The following is a 21494-nucleotide window of genomic DNA, read 5'->3' as shown; positions in this document are numbered from 1 at the left end:
CTCTCAGCGGGCGCTCTTGCGCAGCCGGATGATGATGTCGACCCGGTCGATCTCAGTGCCGGGCGGCAGCGGCGGCAGGCCCAGAACTTCTAGGTCCTCAGTGCCAATATCAACGAGAGAATCGGTTTCCTCGATGTAGTAGTGAAAATGATTCGAGGTGTTGGTGTCGAAGAAGGTCCGGTCGCCTTCGAATGCAACTTCGCGCAGCAGCCTCGCTGCCTTGAACTGGTTCAGGGTGTTGTAGACTGTGGCCAGCGATACATCGATCTGTGCTGCCAGTGCCTCCTGGTGGAGGCTTTCTGCGCTCACGTGGCGGTCTCCGGCGCCGAACAGGATGGCCGCCAAGGAGAGGCGCTGCCGGGTGGGGCGTAGCCCCGCCAGCCTCAGGCGCTCAGCCAATGCGGTATCCTGCAAGTTCATGTTGCGCCCCTTATACGCGAAACCTCTTAAGCAAGGCAATCTTGGCGCCAGTGGGGCAGTGAAACCCAGCCGAAAGCGGGCTTGGACCCGTTATTTCCATGTGATAGGAACGGCAAAGCCGGGTCAGGCCGGTAAAGTTTGGGACCAGACTCAGAATGAACGAACCGAAATCGAGCTACGATTACGAGGATCTCCTGGCCTGTGGGCGTGGTGAACTCTTCGGGCCCGGAAACGCCCAGCTGCCGTTGCCCCCCATGCTCATGTTTGACCGCATCACCGAAATTTCCAAGGAAGGCGGCGCAGCCGGCCTTGGCAAGATTGTAGCTGAATTCGACATCAAGCCGGATCTCTGGTTTTTTGGTTGTCATTTCCAGGGCGACCCAGTAATGCCCGGTTGCCTTGGCCTCGACGCCTTATGGCAGATGACTGGTTTCTTCCTCGGTTGGCTGGGCGAACCAGGCCGCGGTCGCGCGCTTGGCGTGGGCGAGGTGAAGCTCTCGGGCATGGTTACGCCAATCGTCAAGAAGGTGACCTATGAAGTCGAAGTCACCCGCCTTATCTTGCGCAGGCTCAAGATGGCGGTATCGAACGGAATCATGAAGGCCGATGGCGAAATGGTCTATCAGGTTACCGATATGAAGGTCGGGCTGTTCCAGCCCACGACCTGAGAAAGGAAGTCATTATGCGGCGAGTCGTCGTCACTGGCCTCGGCATCGTGTCGAGCATCGGCAACAATGTTCAGGAGGTCCTGAACTCGCTGTTCGATGCCAAGTCCGGCATCGTGAAGGCAGCGGATTACGAAAGACTTGGCTTCCGTTGCCAGGTGCATGGCGCACCTACATTTGATCTCGAGAGCGTCGATCGCCGGGTCCGCCGCTTCATGGGCGATGGTGCTGCGTGGAATTATGCAGCCATGCAGCAGGCAATAGTCGATTCCGGCCTCGAAGAACCAAACGTTAAGAACGACCGCACCGGCATCATCATGGGTTCCGGCGGCCCGTCGACCCGTACGATTGTGCAGGCAGCCGATACCACCCGCGAGAAGGGCCCCAAGCGTGTCGGCCCCTTCGCGGTTCCCGCCTCGATGTCGAGCACCAACTCGGCAACGCTCGCGACGCCCTTCGGCATCCGCGGCGTAAATTATTCGATTTCGTCTGCCTGCGCCACCTCGGCACATTGCATCGGCAATGCGGCGGAGTTGATTCAGTGGGGCAAGCAAGACGTGATGTTCGCGGGCGGCGGCGAAGAGCTTGACTGGACGCTCTCCGTGCTGTTCGACGCGATGGGCGCAATGTCGTCGAAGTACAACGACACGCCTGCCAAGGCTTCGCGCGCCTATGACAAGAACCGCGATGGCTTCGTCATCGCAGGTGGTGCCGGCACCGTGGTGCTGGAGGAGCTCGAGCACGCCAAGGCACGGGGCGCCAAGATCTATGGCGAACTAATTGGCTATGGCGCCACCTCGGATGGCTATGACATGGTGCAGCCGTCGGGCGAAGGCGCCATCCGTTGCATGAAGCAGGCGCTGAACGGAGTGGGCACCATCGACTACATCAACCCCCACGGCACTTCGACACCGATCGGTGACAAGAAGGAGATCGAAGCGATTCGCGCCGTCTTCGGTAACAACATCCCGCCCATTTCCAGCACCAAGTCCCTGACCGGGCATTCGCTCGGCGCGGTTGGCGTGCAGGAGGCGATCTATGCAATCCTCATGATGAAGAACAATTTCATCTGCGAGAGCGCCAACATCGAGGAGCTCGACCCCGAATTCGCCGGTGTGCCGATCGTGCGCAAGCGCATCGACAACGCCAAGATCGATACGGTGATGTCCAACAGCTTTGGCTTCGGCGGCACCAACGCAACCCTTGTCTTCCAGCGCTATAACGGCTGATCTGAACATGACCAATTCTCTGATGGCGGGCCGCCGCGGACTCATCATGGGTGTCGCGAACGACCACTCGATTGCCTGGGGTATTGCCCAGCAACTCCACAAGCACGGCGCAGAACTCGCATTCACCTATCAGGGTGAGGCTTTTGGCAAGCGCGTGAAGCCGCTCGCAGAGTCTGTTGGCTCTTCCGTGCTTCTGCCCTGTGACGTCGAGGATGTTCACACAGTTGATTTCGTCTTTGATGAGTTGAAGCAGACGTGGGGCAGCATCGATTTCGTGGTGCATGCCATCGCCTTCTCCGACAAGAACGAGCTGAAGGGAAAGTACGCCGATACGACGCGCGAGAACTTCATCCGCACCATGGTGATCTCGTGCTTCTCCTTCACCGAAATCGCAAAGCGTGCAGCCGCGCTGATGCCGAACGGTGGATCGTTGGTGACACTTACCTATGGCGGTTCGGTGCGCGTCATGCCGAATTACAACGTGATGGGTGTTGCCAAGGCGGCGCTCGAGTCTTCCGTCCGCTACCTTGCGGCAGATTACGGCCCGCAGGGTATTCGCGTGAACGCCATATCGGCCGGCCCCATGCGCACTTTGGCCGGAGCTGGAATCGGCGATGCGCGCGCCATGTTCAGTTATCAGCAGGACCACGCCCCGCTACGCCGCACCATAACGTTGGACGAGGTAGGTGGTGCCGGCCTCTACCTGCTGTCTCCTCTGTCTGGCGGTGTGACCGGTGAGATCCATTATGTTGATTCGGGCTATAACATTATATCAATGCCTCGGCCCGACGACCTCAAGAACGATTTGAGCGAGGTCAAGGCGGGTTGATCGCATCCGGCTAAGGAAGCGCTTCAGACAAGGGAGTGTTTCATGAGCAAGGACTGGAAGAACCTAATCGCTGATTTGTCCACGCCATTGCGCGATCTGCGTGATGGCGCGCCTGATGTGATGAAGGGCTTCTCTGCCATCGCCCAGGCGGCCCTGAAGCCTAGTGCGCTGGATACCAAGACCAAGGAGTTGATCGCGCTCGCCATAGGCGTGGCTACGCGCTGCGACGACTGCATCGCCTTCCACACCAAGGCCGCAGCGCTCCGGGGCGCGACGTGGGAGGAGATCCTCGAGACTCTCGGTATGGCCATCTACATGGGTGCCGGCCCGAGTGCTATGTATGCCGCGCATGCGTTGGATGCCTATGGGCAGTTGGCGCCCGCCAAGACCGGGGGTGCCTAGCGGTCGATATAATTCGACTGCTGCAGAGAAGTGATACTGGGATGGTCGCCTGTCAGCATATTGCCCGGATTCCAGGCTAGCCGTGTCTCAAAGAAGCGGGTGGCTAACGCATCATACATTAGCAGGCGTCCGGCCAGGCTGTCTCCGATGCCGAGGACTTCCTTGATGACCTCCATCGCCTGCATGGAGCCGAGAACGCCCGGAAGCGCGCCGAGGATGCCGGCCTCTTCGCATGCGGGGAACAACCCACGCGGCGGCAACTCGCCCATCAGGCAGCGGTAAGTTGGCCATGGCGTGCCATCGGGTGAGAATTCATGGGGTTTGAAGGTAGAGAGCTGCCCGTCGAACTGGCCGACCGCAGCTGAAACCAGCGTCTTCTTTGCAAAATAGCATGCGTCGCTGACCAGATAGCGTGTGGGGAAGTTGTCGCAGCCATCGGCAACGATATCATAGCCAGAGATCACTTCGAGTGCGTTTTCAGCTGTGATGCGGTAGGCATGCTCGACCACATGCACATGCGGATTAAGGCCTTGCATCGTCTCGCGGGCGCTGGATGTCTTCGCAAGGCCTGCGCGCGCGGTGGTGTGGATGATCTGGCGCTGTAGATTGGAGAGGCTGACCGTATCATGGTCGATAATGCCGATGGTGCCGATGCCGGCAGCCGCCAGGTAGTAGAGCAGCGGTGCCCCAATGCCGCCAGCACCGATAACCAGGACCTTCGCTTCTTTCAGCCTGTTTTGTCCGGGGCCACCCACCTCATGCAGGACGAGGTGCCGCGCATAACGTTCGATCTCGTCGGGTGACAGCGCCATCAGCGCTGACCCGAGGATCCGAAACCCCCCGATCCGCGTGTCGTATCGTCCAGCTTGTCGACCTCCGACCAGCTGATCCGAGTGACGGGTGCGATCACCATTTGTGCGATGCGGTCACCACGGGCGATGACGAAGTCATCCTGTCCGTGATTGATGAGCGGCACCTTCACCTCGCCGCGATAGTCACAGTCGATGGTACCAGGTGAATTCAGTACTGTTATGCCGTATTTCACCGCGAGGCCCGAGCGTGGCCGCACCTGTGCTTCAAAGCCTTGCGGCAAGGCAATGGACAGTCCGGTTGGGACGAGGTGTCGCGCACCGGGCTTCAGCGTCAGGCTCTCTGCTGCGCGCAGATCCATGCCGGCCGCTCCCGCCGTTTCGTATCCGGGCAACGGAAGATTGTCGTTGTTAGGAAGTCGTTTGATTTCCACGCGAGTCATTCTACGGCCTTCTGCTGCGGCACCAGCATCTGGGCAAGGCGCTCCATCAGCTTCTGCGCAACTTCGTCCTTGCTCATATTTGGCCAATCCTCCACGCCGGAGACGGAGACGAGGTGAACCGTGTTGCGGTCGCCGCCGAACACGCCGGAGGTTCTGCTCACGTCATTGGCGACGATCAGGTCGCACCCTTTCTTCTCCAGTTTCTGGACCGCGTGTTCTGTCACATGCTCAGTCTCGGCGGCAAAGCCGACGACAATACGGGGACGTTTGGCGCTTCGCGCGATGGTGGCGAGAATATCGGGGTTCTCGGCAAGCGTCAGGTTCGGTGCCGCGCCACCCGTTTTTTTGAGCTTTTCAGACGATTCGGTCACGACGCGCCAGTCAGCGACGGCAGCAGTGAAGATCGCAATGTCGACCGGAATTTCACCTTCGCAGATGTCCAGCATCTCCTGTGCGGTCTCGACAGGCATCACCTGGACACCGGGCGGGATGGGCAGGGAGACAGGGCCAGACACCAACACAGTTTCGGCGCCAAGTCCCGCGGCAGCCTTGGCAATCGCATAGCCCTGCTTGCCGGAGGAGTGGTTGGAGATGAAGCGTACTGGATCGATCGGCTCGCGCGTTGGGCCAGCAGTGATCAACACCTTCTTGCCAGCGAGCGGCTGGGCCCTTGGCTTCAGCATTTCGACGATAGCGGTGAGGATTTGGTTGGGTTCGGCCATGCGACCGGGACCGAACTCGCCGCAGGCCATCTCACCTTCGTTCGGGCCGACAATGCTGACGCCGTCGTGCTTCAGGCTCTCGACATTGCGCTCGGTCGCGGCATGACTCCACATCCGAACATTCATGGCGGGCGCAGCAAGCACCCGCTTGTCGGTGGCCAACAGGGCAGTGGAAGCGAGATCATCGGCAAGGCCGTGGGCCATCTTGGCCATCAGGTCCGCGGTGGCAGGCGCCACGACCACAAGGTCAGCCGAACGCGAGAGCTGGATGTGGCCCATCTCGATCTCGTCCGTGAGGCTGAAGAGCGAGGTGTAGACCTTCTCGCCCGAAAGCGAGGAGAGCGACAATGGCGTCACGAACTGCTCAGCGGCCTTGGTCAGTATGATGCGCACGGTGGCGCCCCGGGTTTTCAGCAGGCGGACGAGCTCGTGCGCCTTGTAGGCGGCGATGCCGCCGCCAACGATGAGGAGAACGGATTTTCCCGCAAGCGATGTCATGGCCCTATTATGGCAGCAAAGGCCACCAGCTGCCAACCGCCCTCAGGTGATGAGCTTAATGGCGATCACAGCCAGCGAAACCGCCCCCAGCGCCAGCCAGAAGCGCGTCCAACGGGCATGACGGGACTGGGAAAGCGCCAGCTGCTCGGTTGTCTCCCGGTCGAGCCTCAGTCCGCCGGTGGCGGCCATGTCGGACAGCATGGTCGTTGCCCGCTTGGCATCCTCCAGCATGCCTGGAAGGCCGGTGAAGATCTGGCCAAGCGAACCCGCGGCTGCTTCCATCTTGCCGGCGGGCCCCAGCTGGCGCTTGATCCAGCCGCCGACTACGGGTTCCGCGGTCACCCACATGTTGAGGTCCGGGTTGAGGGTACGGGCAACGCCTTCGACCACCACCATGGTCTTCTGGAGCAGCAACAGCTGCGGCTGGGTCTGCATGTCGAACTGGGCAGTGATTTCGAAAAGCTGTGTGAGCAGTCGCGCCATGGAGATCTGGTTGGCCGGCCGGTCCATGATTGGTTCACCAATGGAGCGGATGGCCTGGGCAAAAACGGCCGGGTCATGATTACGCGGAACGTATCCCGCCTCGAAATGCACTTCGCTCACCCGCAGGTAGTTGCGGGTGATGAAGCCATAGAGAATCTCGGCGAGGAACATGCTCTCCTTCGGCCCAAGTCGCCCAACAATGCCGAAGTCCACCGCCACGAGATTGCCGGAGCGATCCACGAACAGGTTTCCCTGGTGCATATCGGCGTGGAAGAATCCGTCGCGGATGGCGTGCCGCAGGAAGCTCTGGATCACGGTGTCACCAAGCTTCACGAGGTCGAAACCTTGTGCGCGCAATGCCTCGACATCCGCGATCGGTGTTCCATCGATCCATTCCGTGGTCAACACCTCTCGGCCCGTGCGCTCCCAATTCACTTTCGGCACGCGGAAGCCTGGGTCGTCCTTGGTGTTCTGTGCCATCTCCGACAACGCGGCGGCCTCCATGCGCAGATCAAGTTCCTGCTTCATGGATTGTTCAAGCATGTTCACGGCTGCAACCGGCCTCAGCCTTCGGCCCTCGGCACTGAAACGCTCCATGAGCCGCGCGGCGAAATAGAAGCTGCCGAGATCGGCTGCAAAGCGTTTGCTGACGCCGGGTCGCAATACCTTGACGGCAAGGTCACGGCCATCGGGGCTGCGCGCCTTGTGCACCTGGGCAATGGAGGCTGCGGCAACAGGCGGTCCAAACTCCGTGAATAGCACCTCGACGGACGCACCGAGATTGTCTTGGACGATTTTCTTCGAGATCTCGGTCGGAAAGGGTGGAAGCCTGTCCTGCAGGGCTTTCAATTCGAAGGCGCGTTGAGGTCCAACGAGATCTGGGCGCGTCGCCAGGAACTGGCCGAGCTTGATGTAGCTCGGCCCCAGCGATGACAAGGCAGCTGCAACCGCCTTGTCGCCGCTTTTCTCCGGCTTCCGCGTTCCGAACTTCGCAATCGAAAGACCAAGGCGCGCCGCCCATGGCAGCTGCCGGATCTGATCGAGCGTCATCAGCGCGTCATAGGCCGCCAAGGTGCGGCCCGCGCGCAGAAGTGCGAAGCTGTATCGGATTTCGGAGAACATCAGATCCGCCAGCCCGAATGGATCGCCACCACTCCGCCCGTCAGGTTGCGGTAACTCACGTTGGCGAAGCCCGCATCCTCGATCATCGCCTTGAAGTCGTCCTGCTTCGGGAAGGTACGGATCGACTCGACGAGATAGCGATAAGGATGGCCATCGCCGGTCACCACCTTGCCGATGGCTGGCACGACTGTGAAGGAATAGGTGTCGTAGATCTTGTCCATCAGCGGCACGTCCACCTGGCTGAACTCGAGGCAGAGGAAACGGCCGCCAGGCTTCAGTACACGGTGGGCCTCCGCCAGCGCCTTGTCGATATGCGTGACGTTGCGGATACCGAAGGCGATGGTATAGCCGTCGAAACTCCGGTCGGGGAAAGCCAGCGCCTCGGCATTGCCGACTGTGAAGTTGCAGCGGCCAAGAAGCCCCTCGGTCTCGGCGCGTTTTCTGCCTTCATCCACCATCTCGGGCGAGATGTCGGCGACGGTCACCCGCACATTGGGGCCACCAGCGCGAAGGATGCGGAAGGCGATATCGCCAGTGCCCCCGGCCACATCCAGATGGTTGAAGCCTGCTTGCCCGCGCGGTGGGTTCAGCATGGCCACGAAATCGTCCTTCCATAGCCGGTGGAGGCCCCCCGACATCAGGTCGTTCATCTGGTCATAGCGTTCGGCGACCTTCGAGAAGACCTCGTTCACAAGGCCCTGTTTCTCGCCCTCGCCCACCCGGCGAAAGCCGAAGGCGACGTCTTGTTCATCGTTCTTGTTTGTCATGGCGGGTACCTTAGCCGCAAAACTCTAGCGTTTCAGCATCGACTTGAGTTCGCCAAGTGACATCGCGCCGGAGACGTGCGCCAGCAGGAAATAGCTGACGACCCCACCCGACACGAGGGCCGCTAGCCCCCATGCGGCGGCCAGAAAACCTGCACCCTGAGCATAATTTCCCTCGAGCGCCCAGGCTCCCGCCAGCAACAATCCGCCCATTCCGAGCGCGGATGCGACAATCCGCGGCAGGCGCCGTCGCGCCCGGTCATCCAGTGCGAACAGTCCTCGCCGAGACAGAGTAATGCCAAGCAGGATGGTGTTGGTCCAGGCGGCCAGCGAGGTGGCCAGCGCGATCCCAACATGGCCCATGACGCGTGACAGGAGAATGCTGCCAACCACGTTGACGATCACTGAAATCACCGCAAACCGCATTGGCGTCTTCGTGTCCTCGCGTGCGTAGAAGCCCGGCTGAAAGACCTTGGATAGCGAGAAAGCCACAAGCCCGGACGCAAAGGCCAGCAGTGCCGGCGCGACGGCAAAGGTGTCAGCGCGACTGAAGGCCCCATGCTCGAAGACGGTGTGGATGATCGGATGTGGAATGGCCATCAGCGCGATGGCCGCAGGCAGCGTCAGGAACATCGAGAGCTCCAAGGCGCGGTTCTGGCTGTTCAAAGCCCCTGTTTCATCGCCCGCCCGCATGCGGCGTGAAAGGTCCGGAAGCAGCACCACGCCGATTGCGACGCCGATCACTCCGAGAGGCAGTTGATAGAGCCGATCAGCATAATAGAGGAAGGCGACGGCGCCCGGCAACGTGGTGGCAATCATGGTCGCCACGACCAAATTGATCTGCATCACCCCACCAGAGACGATGCCGGGAATTGACAACTTGATGACCTTCTTCACATCGGGCGTGAGACGCGGCCAGCGCGGCACCAACCGCATGCCAGCACGACGGCAGGCAACTGCAAGCAGTAGATACTGGGCGATGCCGGAGGCAAAAAGGCCCCATGCGAAGATGTATCCTGTTTCCGGGGAATTGCCGGTTGCGAGGATCCAGGCCACCACGTTGGAAGCGATCATCACGATATTGAGCAGGATCGGTGCCGCCGCCGCCGCGGTGAAGCGATTGAGGCTGTTAAGCACGCCGGACTGCAACGCCGTCAAAGACATGAACAGCAGATAGGGAAAACAGATGCGGGTAAGGTCCACCGCCAGCTGGAAGGTCTCGTGGTTCGCTTTGAAGCCGGGCGCGATCACGTAGATCACCACCGGCATGGCAATCATTGCCGCAGCAGAGAAAGCGATGAGCCAGGCGAGCAGAAATGAAAACACTTCGATGGCAAAGTCGCGGGCGTTGGCTTCGCCTTCCCCTTCGACACGCTTTGCAAAGAGCGGCACGAAGGCGTTGTTGAAGGCACCCTCCGCGAACAGTGCACGGAACAGATTTGGAAATCGCTGCGCAACAAAAAAAGCCTCAGCCACAAAGCTTGTGCCGAGCGCGAAGGCAATCAGCTGATCGCGGATAAATCCAAGGACACGACTGATGAGCGTGAGACCACCGACGGTTGCCGCAGATCTGAGCATGGACATGGATCAGGCCTTGATGGGCGCTGGCTGCGCCGCTGGTTTGAGAATATTGCCCAGGGCGTTCTCGATTTGCTTGTGCCGCGTCGTGTTTTCGATCTTGGCACCCGTTAGGTCTGTCACGTAGAAAACGTCCACAGCCTTCTCGCCAAAGGTCGTGACATGCGCCGAAGCAATATTGAGATTGAGCTTATAGAGCGCTTCGGTGAGGTCATAGAGCAGGCCGATGCGGTCGAGGCCATTGATCTCGATGACCGTGAACCTGTTGGATGACTGGTTATCAATGATGACGCGCGGCTCAACCGTAAAGGCCTTGATTCTCTGTTGCGGCTTGTATGCCTTGGCGACGGCTTCCTTCAGCCACAATTCACCGCGCAACGCCTTGCGAATAAGTTCAGCAATTCTCTCTGCCCGCCGGCGCTCATCCTCTTCCTCCAGAAACTCGCGCTGGATCAAGATGGTATCGAGTGCCATTCCATCAGTCGTGGTGAAGATTTGTGCACCGGCGATATTGGCACCTGCAGCCGCGCAGGCACCAGTGATGAGGGCGAGGAGACGTGGATGGTCCGGCGTGTAGATGGAGAGTTCGGTAATGGCGGTGAAGGCATCGGTCTCGAAGCTGGTGACGACGCTTTTGGGTGATGCGCCGGAAATCATTTCCGCGTGCTTCACCTGCTTGTCGGTCGAACTTCCGAGCCAATAGGCGTCGTAGTGCAGGGTCGCGTAGCCTGTCTTCTGCGCTTCACTCCAGCCTGGCATGCGCGCGAAAAAGGCGGCCTGCGCGCCGCTTACCCGTTCCTTCCGGGAGACCGCGGTATGTCCGCCGGTGAGCACGGGCTCGGCCTCGGTGTAGAGTGTTCGCAAGAGCTGGCCTTTCCAGCCGTTCCATACGCCCGGTCCGACGGCGCGTATGTCTGCCACCGTGAGGATGATCAATAGTTTCAGTCGCTCCACGCTCTGCACGACAGCGCAGAAATCGAGAATCGTCTTGAAATCGTTGAGGTCGCGCATTTGCGCGGTTTCGCTCATCAGCAGGTGATGGCGGATCAGCCACGCCACTGTTTCCGTCTCGGAGGCCGTGAGCCCAAGTCGAGGGCAAAGCTCCAGCGCGATGCGTTCACCGGCGATCGAGTGGTCCTCCTTCCGGCCCTTTGCAATGTCATGCAGGAAAACGGCAACATAGAGGAGGCGGCGGCTGGTGATCGTCGGGAAAATCGCCGTCGAGAGCGGATGATCCTCCGAAAGTCTTCCGCGCTCGATGGCGGAGAGGTGTCCGACGGCCCGGATCAGGTGTTCGTCCACCGTGTAGTGGTGGTACATGTTGAACTGCATCATCGCCACGATCCGGCCAAAGGCAGGTATGAAGCGGCCAAGCACCCCCGCCTCATTCATCATGCGCAGAACGATGTCAGGATCTTCGCTGGCGGTGAGGAGCTCCAGGAAAATGGCGTTGGCTTCGGGATCGTCCAAGATGCCACGGATCAGACCCAGCGACTTGCGCAGCAGTTTCAGCGTGTCTGGGTGAATTTCCGCGCCATGGCGACCGGCGACGGCAAACAAGCGGATGATGTTGACGGGGTTCTTCACAAAGACGTCGGGTGAGCTTGGCACCACCCGTCCGCCATCGACACGGAAATCCGGGGCATCCCGCAGCGTTCCTGAACTCTTGGAGATCAGGCGACCGAGCACGCGCCCCAAACCCGGTACGTCCTTCACTTGCCGCGCCTCGAGGCTGGCGCAGAGAATGCGCGTCAGGTCACCGACGTCCTTGGCGACGAGGAAATAGTGCTTCATGAAGCGTTCGACGTGTTTCAGGCCACCATGCGCCTTGTAACCAAGGCGTTCTGCAATGTCTGACTGGCGGTCGAAGCTCAGTCGGTCATTGCCGCGCCTTGACAAGAAGTGGAGATGGCAGCGGACCGCCCAGAGAAAACGCTCGCACTTCTTGAAGATGGTGAGCTCCTCGTGGCTGAAGGCGCCTTTCTCCGCCAGCTCGTCAGTCGAGTTCGTGGCGTAGATGTACTTGGCAATCCAGAACAGCGTGTTGAGGTCGCGCAAACCACCTTTGCCGTCCTTGACGTCAGGCTCGACGATATACCGGCTTTCGCCCACCTTGAGATGTCGGAGGTCGCGTTCGCCCAGCTTGTCGGCGATGAATTCCTTCGCGCCCTTCGAGACAATTTCACGGCGGAATTCGCTGACGAGTCTCTCGAACAGAATTTCGTCACCACAGATGTAGCGAGCCTCTAGGATGGCGGTCAGGATGGTGTTGTCGGATCTGGCGAGACGTATGCACTCATCGATGCTCCGCGTGGCGTGACCGACCTTCTGACGTGTGTCCCACAAGCAGTACAGGATGAACTCGACGATGTTCTGCACACGCTCCGTCTGGCGGGCAGGAAGAACGAAGAGAAGGTCGATGTCGGAACCTGGCGCCAGGGTTCCCCGGCCATAGCCACCCACCGCAACGACGGCGATCCGCTCTTCGGTTCCGCGTACCGGAAACAGAGTCGTGCTCGCGAGGTTGAATAAGCAGCGGATAATCTCATCTTCGGCAAGACTCAGGGCCTCCGCGCACCTCGTTCCGTTGCCGTCAGCGATGAGTTGCTTCTCTGCAAGGGAATGGGACCGTTCGAGAGCCCCTTTTAGGACCTTCACGATGTTGGGACGCAGGTTAGTAGCTGCGGTGCCATTCTCGACTACAGCGGCAGCGAGTTGGTCGCGCAACTCGTCCGACTTCACAAAGCGCTCGGGAGCAGACTCGACCCTCACAATCGACGTGCCCCCAGCAGACTCTTGAGTTCATAAATCAATGCCAGCGCTTCGCGTGGCGAGAGTTCGTCGGCCATGACCTGTTCGAGCTTCTTCTCCACCGCACTTTCCCGGACCACGAGTGGCAGCGGTACGGCTGCAAACAGCGGCAACTCATCGACAAGGCCCGAAGCAGACGCCTTCGATCCGTCGCGCTCCAAGCGTTCAAGAACTTTCTGTGCACGGCTTATGACCGCCGATGGCAAGCCGGCAATCTGCGCCACATGAATGCCGTAGGAACGGTCTGCAACGCCTGCCACGACTTCATGCAGGAAAATGATCTGCTCCTGCCACTCCTTCACCTTCATGGTTGCAGTGGCGAGGTGTGGCAGTTTGGCGGCGAGCTGAGTCAATTCATGGTAATGTGTGGCGAAGAGTGCACGGCACTTGTTGACACCGTGCAGATGCTCGAGAGTTGCCCAGGCGATTGAAAGTCCGTCATAGGTCGCGGTACCGCGACCGATCTCGTCAAGAATGACAAATGACTTCTCGGTCGCCTGGTTGAGGATGGCTGCCGTCTCGACCATTTCCACCATGAAGGTAGAACGGCCGCGGGCAAGGTCATCGGCGGCGCCAACGCGGCTGAACAGCCGGTCCACGGCACCGAAATGCGACTCTGCCGCTGGCACGAAGGAGCCCATCTGCGCAAGAATGACGATCAGGGCGTTCTGTCGGAGATAGGTGGACTTACCCGCCATGTTAGGGCCGGTTAGCAGGCACAGCCTCCTGGCGTCACCGGAAATTTCGCAATCATTCGCAACGAAGGAACCTGAAACGCGGTCTTGCAATGCGGCTTCGACGACAGGATGACGCCCGCCGCGCACCGTGAAGCGAGTGGAGTCTTCAACGCGCGGCCTGACATAACGTCGCCTCTCGGCAACTTCAGCCAGCGTAGAAGATGTGTCGAGCTGCGCTGCTGCATCGGCGATCCTAGAAAGAAGGTCACGGCGTGCCGTCACTCGCGCGCACAGCGACTGGAAGATTTCCTGCTCCAGCGACAGGGCCCTTTCAGCTGCCGCGGCAATCCGCTGGTCAAGTGAGGCGAGTTCAGTCGTGACGAAGCGCATCGCACTCGCCACGGTCTGTCGATGGATGAAGAGGCCCGCATTGTCCGGAGCCTGCAGGGCAGAAGCAGAGGTGGTTGGCACTTCGATGAAGTAGCCCAGCACGTTGTTGTGCTTCACCTTCAGCGACTTCACGCCAGAGGTTTCGCAATAGCGCGTCTGGAGGCCGGCAATCACATGGCGGGTCTCGTCACGCAACGATCGGTTTTCATCGAGATCATCCGAGTAGCCCTGCTTCACGAAGCCGCCATCGCGTGCAAAGGCCGGCAGTTCCATGTCGAGGGCAGCGTCGAGTTCACGGGCGAGATCCAGGTCGCTCCAGCTCAGCGTTTCGCAAATCAATTCAAGGTTTTGCGGCAATCCGCCGATGGTCGCGCTTGCACCGAGCCGGTGTGCGAGATGGCCGGCGATCATCAATCCGTCGCGAATGCCGGCGAGGTCGCGGGGGCCACCGCGCGCAACGGCGATGCGGCCCAACGCACGTTCAGTGTCAGGCATTGAGGCCAGAAGCTTGCGGATTTCTTCACGCAGTGCGGCGTCGTTGACGAAATGCGCCACATCGTCCAGCCGGGCGGCGATGGCATAAGGATCGCACAGCGGGTTCGAGAGGCGTGCTGCTATGCAGCGCGATCCGGCGGCAGTGATGGCGAGATCAATCACCGAGAGCAGGCTGCCACGCCGCTCGCCTGCCAGTGTGCGCGTGAGTTCGAGATTTGCGCGCGTTGCTGGGTCGATGAGCAACACGGATGACGCCACTTCTCGCCGTGGCGGACGGAGGTGCGGCACCTTTCCAGCCTGCGTGATGACAATGTATTCCAGCAGTCCGCCAAGTGCGGACACTTCGACGCGTGAAAAGCTGCCGAAACCTTCCAAAGCCTTGACGTCGAATTGTTCCTTGATGCGGCGCTCGGCAGCCAGCGAGTCAAAACGCAAGGAGGGGAGAGGCGTCACCGGTGCCCCGGCCCTTTCAATCAGGGCAAAAAAATCATGGTCCGCCAGCAGTCCATCAGCGGCGATGATCTCGCGCGGATCAAGCCGCATGAGATCGGCCGAAAGCCGCGCCGCATCGGTTTGGGTCACGGCCAGTTCACCAGAACTGATGTCCGCCCAGGCGATGGCCATCTCCCCTGTCGCCTTGCCGCGTGCGACGCTCACGAGGAAATTGTGCGTTCGGGAATCGAGCAGATTGTCCTCGGTCAGCGTACCCGGCGTGACGAGGCGCACGACGTCCCGCTTCACCACCGCCTTTGAGCCACGCTTCCTGGCTGCCGCCGGATCTTCCATCTGCTCGCAGACGGCGACGCGGTGGCCTGCGCGGATGAGTTTCTGGAGATAGGCGTCCGCGGCGTGCACGGGAACGCCGCACATCGGGATGTCTTCACCCAGATGCTTGCCACGCTTTGTCAGGGTAATGCCAAGCGCCTTGGCCGCCACTTCCGCGTCCTCAAAAAAGAGCTCATAGAAGTCGCCCATGCGGAAAAACAGCAGGCTTCCCGGATTGGCCTGTTTCAGCACCAGGAACTGCGCCATGACGGGCGTCGCGCGGCTGGAGGCCTCCTCCCCCGCTCCCTCACCCATATGGTCCATCTCGGTCACGGCGCCTTCCATAGCAGGAATCGACCAAAGAGGTACAAGCGGTGAATTCGGAACGCTTGAGTGTCTCCCCCCACCCCTCTAGTCTGGCGGTCTCACTGTCGAGAATTGTTTTTTAGGGCAAAACATGGACCAGAAGCCGCGCCGTCCGACCATCACCGACGAGGAAGCCCTGCAATTTCACCAGCGTGGCAAGCCCGGAAAGCTGGAAATCACCCCGACCAAGCCGATGGCCACCCAGCGGGACCTGTCGCTGGCTTACAGCCCCGGCGTTGCCGTTCCCGTCCGTCGCATCGCCGAAGATCCGGAAACGGCATACGATTACACGGCCAAGGGCAATCTGGTGGCGGTCATCTCCAACGGCACGGCCATCCTGGGCCTGGGCGACTTGGGCGCCCTCGCCTCGAAGCCGGTGATGGAGGGCAAGGCCGTCCTGTTCAAGCGCTTCGCCGATGTCGATTCGATCGACCTCGAGGTCGACACCAAAGACGTCGAGCAGTTCATCAATGCCGTCCGCTATCTTGGCCCTACCTTCGGGGGCATCAACCTTGAGGACATCAAGGCACCCGACTGCTTCATCATCGAGCAGCGCCTGCGTGAGATAATGGACATCCCGGTTTTCCATGACGACCAGCACGGCACAGCCATTATCGCCACGGCCGGCCTCATCAACGCCCTGCACCTGACGAACCGTGACCTCAAGACGGCTAAGATCGTGTGCAATGGCGCTGGCGCAGCGGCCATTGCCTGCGTTGAACTCATCAAGTCGCTGGGAGTGCCCACGAGCAATGTCATTCTCGCGGACTCAAAAGGCGTCGTCTACAAGGGCCGCACCGAGGGCATGAACCAGTGGAAGTCGGCCCACGCCGTCGAAACCAAGGCACGCTCGCTGGCCGACGCCATGGAAGGTGCAGATGTCTTCTTCGGCCTTTCGGTTGCCGGAGCATTGACCCCCGCAATGGTGAAGAGCATGGCGGCAAATCCGATCATCTTCGCCATGGCAAATCCTGATCCCGAGATCACGCCGGAGGATGTACTCAAGGTGCGCCAGGACGCGATCATGGCCACCGGGCGCTCCGACTATCCGAACCAGGTCAACAACGTGCTCGGTTTTCCTTACATCTTCCGTGGTGCACTTGATGTGCGTGCGCGAACAATCAATGACGAAATGAAGATCGCTGCTGCCCATGCCCTTGCTGGTCTCGCCCGCGAAGACGTACCGGATGAGGTGGCGGCCGCCTATCATGGACCTCGTCCGTCATTTGGCCGCGAGTATCTCATTCCCGTTCCATTTGATCCACGCCTCATATCCACTATTCCGGTGGCGGTTGCTAAGGCTGCAATGGAGAGCGGCGTTGCACGGCGCCATATTGCTGATCTTGATGAGTACAGGCAGTCGCTCTCTGCACGTCTCGATCCCATCGCGGGGACACTGCAGAGCGTTTTTGGCAAGGTGCGCGTGGCGCCGAAGCGCGTTGTCTTCGCCGAGGGTGAGGAAGACCGCATGATTCGTGCTGCCAACAGTTACGCGGCTGCAGGCTTGGGTCGCGCCATTCTCATTGGTCGTGAGACGCAGATTCAGGAGACGATGGCCAGTGGCGGGCTTGAACTCAATGAGAGTGTGGAGATATCCAACGCCCGCGTTTCTGAGCGCAATGTCGATTACGCAAATTTTCTCTACGAGCGTCTGCAGCGAAACGGCTTCTTGCTGCGCGATTGCCAGCGCATGGTGAACCAGGATCGCAACGTCTTTGCCGCATGCATGGTGGCGATGGGTGATGCAGATGCGATGGTCACAGGCCTTACACGGAATTTCTCGGTCGCCCTCGACAATGTCCGTCAGGCCATCGACAACCGCCCGGGTCATCGTCCGATTGGCGTTTCCATGGCGCTCGTTCGTGGCCGGACGGTATTCATTGCGGACACCTCCATTCACGAGTTGCCGTCGCCGGATGAACTTGCCGACATCGCCCAGGAGGCGGCCGGTGTTGCTCGTCGCTTTGGTTATGAGCCGCGCGTTGCCCTCCTCTCCTACTCGACCTTCGGCTATCCTCGCGGTGAACGCGCGGCCTATGTGCGTGATGCCGTGGGGGTGCTTGATCGCCGGAACGTCGACTTCGAGTATGATGGTGAAATGGCCGCTGATGTCGCACTGTCGCGGGAGGCGATGGCGCTTTACCCCTTCTGCCGGCTGACGGGTCCCGCCAACGTTTTGGTGATGCCCGCTGCGCATTCAGCTTCGATCTCGACCAAGATGCTGCAACAATTGGGTGGTGTGACAGTCGTGGGTCCCTTGCTCACCGGCCTCGATCGGCCGGTGCAGATCGCATCGATGTCGGCCACCACGTCGGAGATCCTGAATCTGGCGGCCATCGCCGCCTACGACATCAATCGTTAGGTGCTCCGAAATGCGCGAAGTAGCGCGCATTGATAGCCGAGACTGGCAATATGATGAGGACATCGATGGTGTTGAACTGCCGGTCGACGACCGCTCCGTCTCCGATGAAGCAACCCAGTCGCAGATAGCCCTTCATGAGGGGTGGCAAACGCCTCAGTGCCTGCCGCTGGTCAATTCGTCCGCTTGGCAGCCGTCTCATTTCCACACGGCGGTCAGCATGTGCTCGAACGTTCCATTCATCCGGTGCGGAAGCTTGAGCGAGAAAACTCAGCGATAGTGCATGCTCGTCGGGATTGGTGCCTTCCAGGCTGGCACATCCAAGCATTACCTGCATGTCATGGGCGCGGACGTAGTTCCATATTCCTTGCCAAAGAAGTTCGACCACGGGCTTGGTGCGAAAGGGCTTCAGGACACATGAGCGACCAAGCTCAAGAAAGCGAAGTTGAGGGTGCGCCGAAAGGAGCGGCGCAATGTCGAATTCCCCCTGTGTATAGAATCCGCCATTGGCCTCGGCCACGTCCTGGCGCAACAGTCGATATGTTCCGATCAATTCACCGTCGACGACGCGAATCTTATCCCCTTCGGCTGAAGTTCCACGCCGCACGACGACGAGGTGATCGCAAATGACATCGAAGCGGTCGTAGTCCATCCGGCTCTCTGCCATGTCGCCCATGGGGGTAGCGCCGAGTTCCTCATAGAACACTCTATAGCGCAGCCGCTGGCAGGCCTCGATTTCGACTGGTCCATTGGCCTGGCGCAGAAGAAATTCGCCTTTTTCACTGCGGATGGCTGTAAGCGTCTTCAGCTTGTGTCACTCCCAAGGTCAGATTTGCCACAGACCGTGGGGCAGTGAAAGCTCCGTGTCTTGTCTTTCTCAGGCGACGACTTGTCTCTTCATCAGTCGAGTTATCGCTTCGTCTAGTGCGTCCCGGTCAAATGGCTTGGAAAGATAGCCATCCATCCCGGCAGAAAGGCACGTATCAATGTCTTCACGTTGGGCATTGGCGGTCAGTGCGAGAATTGGCATTCGGGACAGGGAGCGGTCAGATTCCTTGCGGCGAATGCTGCGCGTTGTCTCCAAACCGTCGAGTATCGGCATCTCCACGTCCATGATCACGAGATCGGGTCTCGTACCGTTGGACAGCATCCCCAACACTTCCTCACCATTGCTGGCGGTTGTCACGCTGTAGCCTTCACGTCTCAGCAATGTGCTGGCCAGCAGCATGTTAACGGGGTTGTCTTCTGCCAACAGCACCTGGAGTTGCCGCTTCAGCGGAATGACATTGCGTGGCGGCTGCAGCGCTGCGGTTGGAACGACGGACTCGTCACGCAGTGCTACAAGTCGGAGCAGAGAATGACGACGGAACGGCTTCAGCAGATACCCTGCAAAGTTCTTCGCGAGAAGATCAGCGAACTGGCGGCGTTCCTCGCTCCGGAGCATCAGGAAAACACGCTGCCGGCTGGCATTGCCCATTTCCGGCCAGGCATTATGCAGGATTTCGGCAAACTCACTGTCACACAGAACGGCGGTGCAGGGTACCGCCCCTGTGTCACAGAGCAGGCTGAGGAGCTCGTGGGGGTAGTGCATCATCTGCACTGACGCACCACTATCCTCGAGCGTCTCGCGGATATGGTTCGCTGTGATCGAGGGCGATGCCGCTAGAATGAAGCTTCGGCGCTTGAGTAGGTCCTGGCTCCCGGCCTGGACGGTCTCGGCAGATGGCAGGACAACGTCGAAAGCAGACCCTTCGCCAGGTGTCGAGCGAACAGAAATCGTTCCGTCCATTCCCTCGACTAGGCGCCGCGAGATCGTCAGCCCAAGGCCTGTGCCACCGAAAAGCTGGCGCGTCTCGTCGTTGGCCTGGGTAAATTCTTCGAAGATCCGCTGTTGTTCAACTTCGGACATGCCTATGCCGGAGTCGCTCACCGTGATGACGAGTTCACCAGTGTCGTTCAGCCTGGCGCTGATGCCAACGCCTCCTGATGGCGTAAACTTGATGGCATTTCCGCAAAGATTCAGCAGCACCTGGCGCAACCGCCGCTCGTCACCGCGAACTTGAGACGGAATGCGCATTGATATGAAGCTTGAAATTTCAATGCCTTTGGCATGGGCACGGGGCGCGAGAAGTTCCGTCACGGACTCGATAAGAGCTGCGAGATCGAAAGGCCCCTGTGAAACATCCAAGTTCTGACGTTCTGCAAGAGATGCATCGAGGAGCTCGTCGACGATCGAGAGCAAAGCCCTCGCGGAGGAGTCGGCGGTGCGCGCGTAGTTACGTTGTTCAAGCGTCAGTGGAGTTTCCAGAAGCAGTCCGATCATTCCGAGAATGCCATTCATCGGCGTTCGGATTTCGTGACTGGTGATGGCCAGAAAGCGTGACTTGGCAATGTTGGAAGCTTCTGCTCGCAAATTGGCTTCGTGAAGTGCTTCGGCAGCCGTGGCGAGTTCAACAAGACGCCGTTCCGTGCCTTTGCGCCACGTGAATTGGGCCAGTACCATACCTGCTGAAACCGTGAGACCGATGCCAGCCGTCGCGAGTATGAAAATGGGAGAGACTGAGGGCAGCGCCGCCATGGTGGCGATGCCGGCGAAGAGGAGCACCAATGCAAGGGACGCGATCAGACCGCCATGGTTTGCACCAATGGCCTCGACGGGGCCGGGCATGGCTTGGGGAATTGCGGATTCAGCAAGGTGTTTCATACGCATGGGCCCGAACATGCCATGCGGTGCTTTCAAATGTTTTACACGCGGAAGATCATGGTGAAGGAAGTATGAACAGGTTTCAGGCGGCCGCGATGAAGGCTGAGAGCTTCTGCCGGTAACTGAGGGCTTCAGCGATATGAATGCGCGCGACGTGATCGCGTCGTTCGAGATCGGCAAGCGTGCGCGCAACCCTGAGCACGCGGTGATAGCCGCGCGCCGAGAGCTTCATCGCATCGGCGGCATCCCGCAGTAGGGCGAGGCCCGGTGTATCGGGCTTGGTGATCTCTTCCAGCAATGCTCCATCGGCCTGGGAGTTGGTACGAAGGTCCGGTTTGCCAAGGCTGGCAAAGCGTTGTGCCTGTATCTGGCGTGCGGCGCGCACACGCATTGCCACGTCTTCGCTTGATTCCTTGGGTGGCGGCAGTGTGAGATCTGACGCCTTCACGGCGGCAAGTTCAATCTGGATGTCCATGCGGTCAAGGAGCGGGCCGGAAATGCGGGACTGATAGTCCGCGGCACAGCGCGGTCCATTCCGGCATACATGGCCCGGCTGGCCCGCGAAGCCGCACTTGCAAGGATTCATCGCGGCGACCAACTGAAAGCGCGCTGGATAAGTGATGTGGTAATTGACCCGCGCGACCACGGCCTCACCTGTTTCCATCGGCTGGCGAAGGGATTCGAGGACGCGAGGCTGGAATTCCGGTAACTCATCAAGGAACAGCACGCCATGGTGCGCTAGCGCCATCTCACCCGGCTTGGCTCGCAACCCGCCGCCGACCAGCGATGGCATGGAGGCCGAGTGATGTGGTGCGCGAAACGGTCGCCGACGTGACAACTGACCGTTCGACAATTCTCCGGCAAGCGAGGCGACCATGCTGATGTCCAGCATCTCGCGGGTGTCCAGAGGCGGCAGAATGGATGGCAAACGCTGGGCCAGCATGGACTTGCCTGCGCCCGGAG

Annotated in this window: 17 protein-coding genes; 5 read left to right on the top strand and 12 right to left on the bottom strand. The window is 59.9% G+C overall.

The features are described 5' to 3' along the window. Positions 1–3: 3 nt before the first annotated feature. Positions 4–420, bottom strand: coding sequence for an iron response transcriptional regulator IrrA (irrA, locus tag WCJ41_RS04645; RefSeq protein WP_336904667.1), 417 nt, complete (start codon positions 418–420; stop codon positions 4–6). A 155-nt stretch (positions 421–575) separates the two neighbouring features. On the opposite strand from irrA, the gene fabA reads away from it, so the two are divergent. From fabA to WCJ41_RS04625, 4 genes are read left to right on the top strand one after another with little or no spacing between them, the layout of a single operon-like run. Continuing rightward, on the top strand, positions 576–1088 hold the full coding sequence (fabA, locus tag WCJ41_RS04640; protein WP_336904666.1) for a 3-hydroxyacyl-[acyl-carrier-protein] dehydratase FabA: 513 nt from the start codon (positions 576–578) through the stop codon (positions 1086–1088). A 14-nt stretch (positions 1089–1102) separates the two neighbouring features. After that, positions 1103–2314 (top strand): beta-ketoacyl-ACP synthase I, encoded by a 1212-nt coding sequence (fabB, locus tag WCJ41_RS04635; RefSeq protein WP_336904665.1) that lies wholly within the window; start codon positions 1103–1105, stop codon positions 2312–2314. Between the two features lie 22 nt (positions 2315–2336). Then, a complete protein-coding gene (gene fabI / locus WCJ41_RS04630; protein ID WP_336904664.1) occupies positions 2337–3143 on the top strand; it encodes an enoyl-ACP reductase FabI in 807 nt (268 codons plus the stop codon). A gap of 42 nt (positions 3144–3185) precedes the next feature. After that, positions 3186–3545 (top strand): carboxymuconolactone decarboxylase family protein, encoded by a 360-nt coding sequence (locus WCJ41_RS04625; RefSeq protein WP_336904663.1) that lies wholly within the window; start codon positions 3186–3188, stop codon positions 3543–3545. Here WCJ41_RS04625 and moeB read toward each other — a convergent pair. Genes moeB through mutS form a run of 8 tightly spaced genes read right to left on the bottom strand, consistent with a single transcriptional unit; the run spans position 3542 to position 15426 of the window. After that, the gene (gene moeB / locus WCJ41_RS04620) at positions 3542–4357 is read right to left on the bottom strand and encodes a molybdopterin-synthase adenylyltransferase MoeB (protein WP_336904662.1); all 816 of its coding nucleotides are present in this window, start codon (positions 4355–4357) and stop codon (positions 3542–3544) included. The two genes, WCJ41_RS04625 and moeB, sit on opposite strands and share 4 nt — an antisense overlap. After that, positions 4357–4797 carry a dUTP diphosphatase gene (gene dut, locus WCJ41_RS04615; RefSeq protein WP_336904661.1) on the bottom strand — a complete coding sequence of 147 codons (441 nt, stop codon included), beginning with the start codon at positions 4795–4797 and terminating at the stop codon, positions 4357–4359. Before dut ends, moeB begins: the two co-directional genes overlap by 1 nt. Further along, entirely contained in the window at positions 4794–6017 is a 1224-nt protein-coding gene (coaBC, locus tag WCJ41_RS04610) for a bifunctional phosphopantothenoylcysteine decarboxylase/phosphopantothenate--cysteine ligase CoaBC (RefSeq protein WP_336904660.1), read from the bottom strand. The genes dut and coaBC overlap by 4 nt, the downstream gene beginning before the upstream one ends. 42 nt (positions 6018–6059) lie before the next feature. Then, positions 6060–7622, bottom strand: coding sequence for a 2-polyprenylphenol 6-hydroxylase (ubiB, locus tag WCJ41_RS04605; protein WP_336904659.1), 1563 nt, complete (start codon positions 7620–7622; stop codon positions 6060–6062). Continuing rightward, the gene (ubiE, locus tag WCJ41_RS04600) at positions 7622–8389 is read right to left on the bottom strand and encodes a bifunctional demethylmenaquinone methyltransferase/2-methoxy-6-polyprenyl-1,4-benzoquinol methylase UbiE (RefSeq protein ID WP_336904658.1); all 768 of its coding nucleotides are present in this window, start codon (positions 8387–8389) and stop codon (positions 7622–7624) included. The genes ubiB and ubiE overlap by 1 nt, the downstream gene beginning before the upstream one ends. A 24-nt stretch (positions 8390–8413) precedes the next feature. Next, positions 8414–9970, bottom strand: coding sequence for a murein biosynthesis integral membrane protein MurJ (gene murJ, locus WCJ41_RS04595; RefSeq protein ID WP_336904657.1), 1557 nt, complete (start codon positions 9968–9970; stop codon positions 8414–8416). A 3-nt stretch (positions 9971–9973) separates the two neighbouring features. Then, positions 9974–12736, bottom strand: coding sequence for a [protein-PII] uridylyltransferase (locus WCJ41_RS04590; protein ID WP_336904656.1), 2763 nt, complete (start codon positions 12734–12736; stop codon positions 9974–9976). Then, positions 12733–15426: a DNA mismatch repair protein MutS gene (gene mutS, locus WCJ41_RS04585; RefSeq protein ID WP_336904730.1), complete on the bottom strand. Its 2694-nt coding sequence runs from the start codon at positions 15424–15426 to the stop codon at positions 12733–12735. The genes WCJ41_RS04590 and mutS overlap by 4 nt, the downstream gene beginning before the upstream one ends. Positions 15427–15559: 133 nt before the next feature. Here mutS and WCJ41_RS04580 point away from each other — a divergent pair, with 133 nt between their 5' ends. Next, a complete protein-coding gene (locus WCJ41_RS04580; protein WP_336904655.1) occupies positions 15560–17830 on the top strand; it encodes an NADP-dependent malic enzyme in 2271 nt (756 codons plus the stop codon). Here WCJ41_RS04580 and WCJ41_RS04575 read toward each other — a convergent pair. The 3 genes from WCJ41_RS04575 to WCJ41_RS04565 form a co-directional block, all read right to left on the bottom strand. Next, positions 17820–18590: a GNAT family N-acyltransferase gene (locus tag WCJ41_RS04575; RefSeq protein ID WP_336904729.1), complete on the bottom strand. Its 771-nt coding sequence runs from the start codon at positions 18588–18590 to the stop codon at positions 17820–17822. The two genes, WCJ41_RS04580 and WCJ41_RS04575, sit on opposite strands and share 11 nt — an antisense overlap. Positions 18591–18704: 114 nt before the next feature. Next, positions 18705–20531: a response regulator gene (locus WCJ41_RS04570; RefSeq protein ID WP_336904654.1), complete on the bottom strand. Its 1827-nt coding sequence runs from the start codon at positions 20529–20531 to the stop codon at positions 18705–18707. An 82-nt stretch (positions 20532–20613) separates the two neighbouring features. Continuing rightward, positions 20614–21494, bottom strand: an 881-nt coding sequence (locus WCJ41_RS04565) for an ATP-binding protein (protein WP_336904653.1), incomplete at its 5' end; no start/stop codon positions are given.

The organism is Aestuariivirga sp. (genome assembly GCF_037139295.1).
Taxonomy (GTDB): domain Bacteria; phylum Pseudomonadota; class Alphaproteobacteria; order Rhizobiales; family Aestuariivirgaceae; genus Aestuariivirga.
Note: the sequence above shows the minus strand (reverse complement) of the source record. Positions and strands in the feature narration are given on the sequence as shown.

What these genes read in the sequence shown, in the direction of transcription:
- irrA (WP_336904667.1), bottom strand. Translation starts at nt 420, where the DNA reads ATGAACTTGCAGGATACCGCATTGGCTGAGCGCCTGAGGCTGGCGGGG.
- fabA (WP_336904666.1), top strand. Translation starts at nt 576, where the DNA reads ATGAACGAACCGAAATCGAGCTACGATTACGAGGATCTCCTGGCCTGT.
- fabB (WP_336904665.1), top strand. Translation starts at nt 1,103, where the DNA reads ATGCGGCGAGTCGTCGTCACTGGCCTCGGCATCGTGTCGAGCATCGGC.
- fabI (WP_336904664.1), top strand. Translation starts at nt 2,337, where the DNA reads ATGGCGGGCCGCCGCGGACTCATCATGGGTGTCGCGAACGACCACTCG.
- WCJ41_RS04625 (WP_336904663.1), top strand. Translation starts at nt 3,186, where the DNA reads ATGAGCAAGGACTGGAAGAACCTAATCGCTGATTTGTCCACGCCATTG.
- moeB (WP_336904662.1), bottom strand. Translation starts at nt 4,357, where the DNA reads ATGGCGCTGTCACCCGACGAGATCGAACGTTATGCGCGGCACCTCGTC.
- dut (WP_336904661.1), bottom strand. Translation starts at nt 4,797, where the DNA reads ATGACTCGCGTGGAAATCAAACGACTTCCTAACAACGACAATCTTCCG.
- coaBC (WP_336904660.1), bottom strand. Translation starts at nt 6,017, where the DNA reads ATGACATCGCTTGCGGGAAAATCCGTTCTCCTCATCGTTGGCGGCGGC.
- ubiB (WP_336904659.1), bottom strand. Translation starts at nt 7,622, where the DNA reads ATGTTCTCCGAAATCCGATACAGCTTCGCACTTCTGCGCGCGGGCCGC.
- ubiE (WP_336904658.1), bottom strand. Translation starts at nt 8,389, where the DNA reads ATGACAAACAAGAACGATGAACAAGACGTCGCCTTCGGCTTTCGCCGG.
- murJ (WP_336904657.1), bottom strand. Translation starts at nt 9,970, where the DNA reads ATGTCCATGCTCAGATCTGCGGCAACCGTCGGTGGTCTCACGCTCATC.
- mutS (WP_336904730.1), bottom strand. Translation starts at nt 15,426, where the DNA reads ATGGACCATATGGGTGAGGGAGCGGGGGAGGAGGCCTCCAGCCGCGCG.
- WCJ41_RS04580 (WP_336904655.1), top strand. Translation starts at nt 15,560, where the DNA reads ATGGACCAGAAGCCGCGCCGTCCGACCATCACCGACGAGGAAGCCCTG.
- WCJ41_RS04570 (WP_336904654.1), bottom strand. Translation starts at nt 20,531, where the DNA reads ATGAAACACCTTGCTGAATCCGCAATTCCCCAAGCCATGCCCGGCCCC.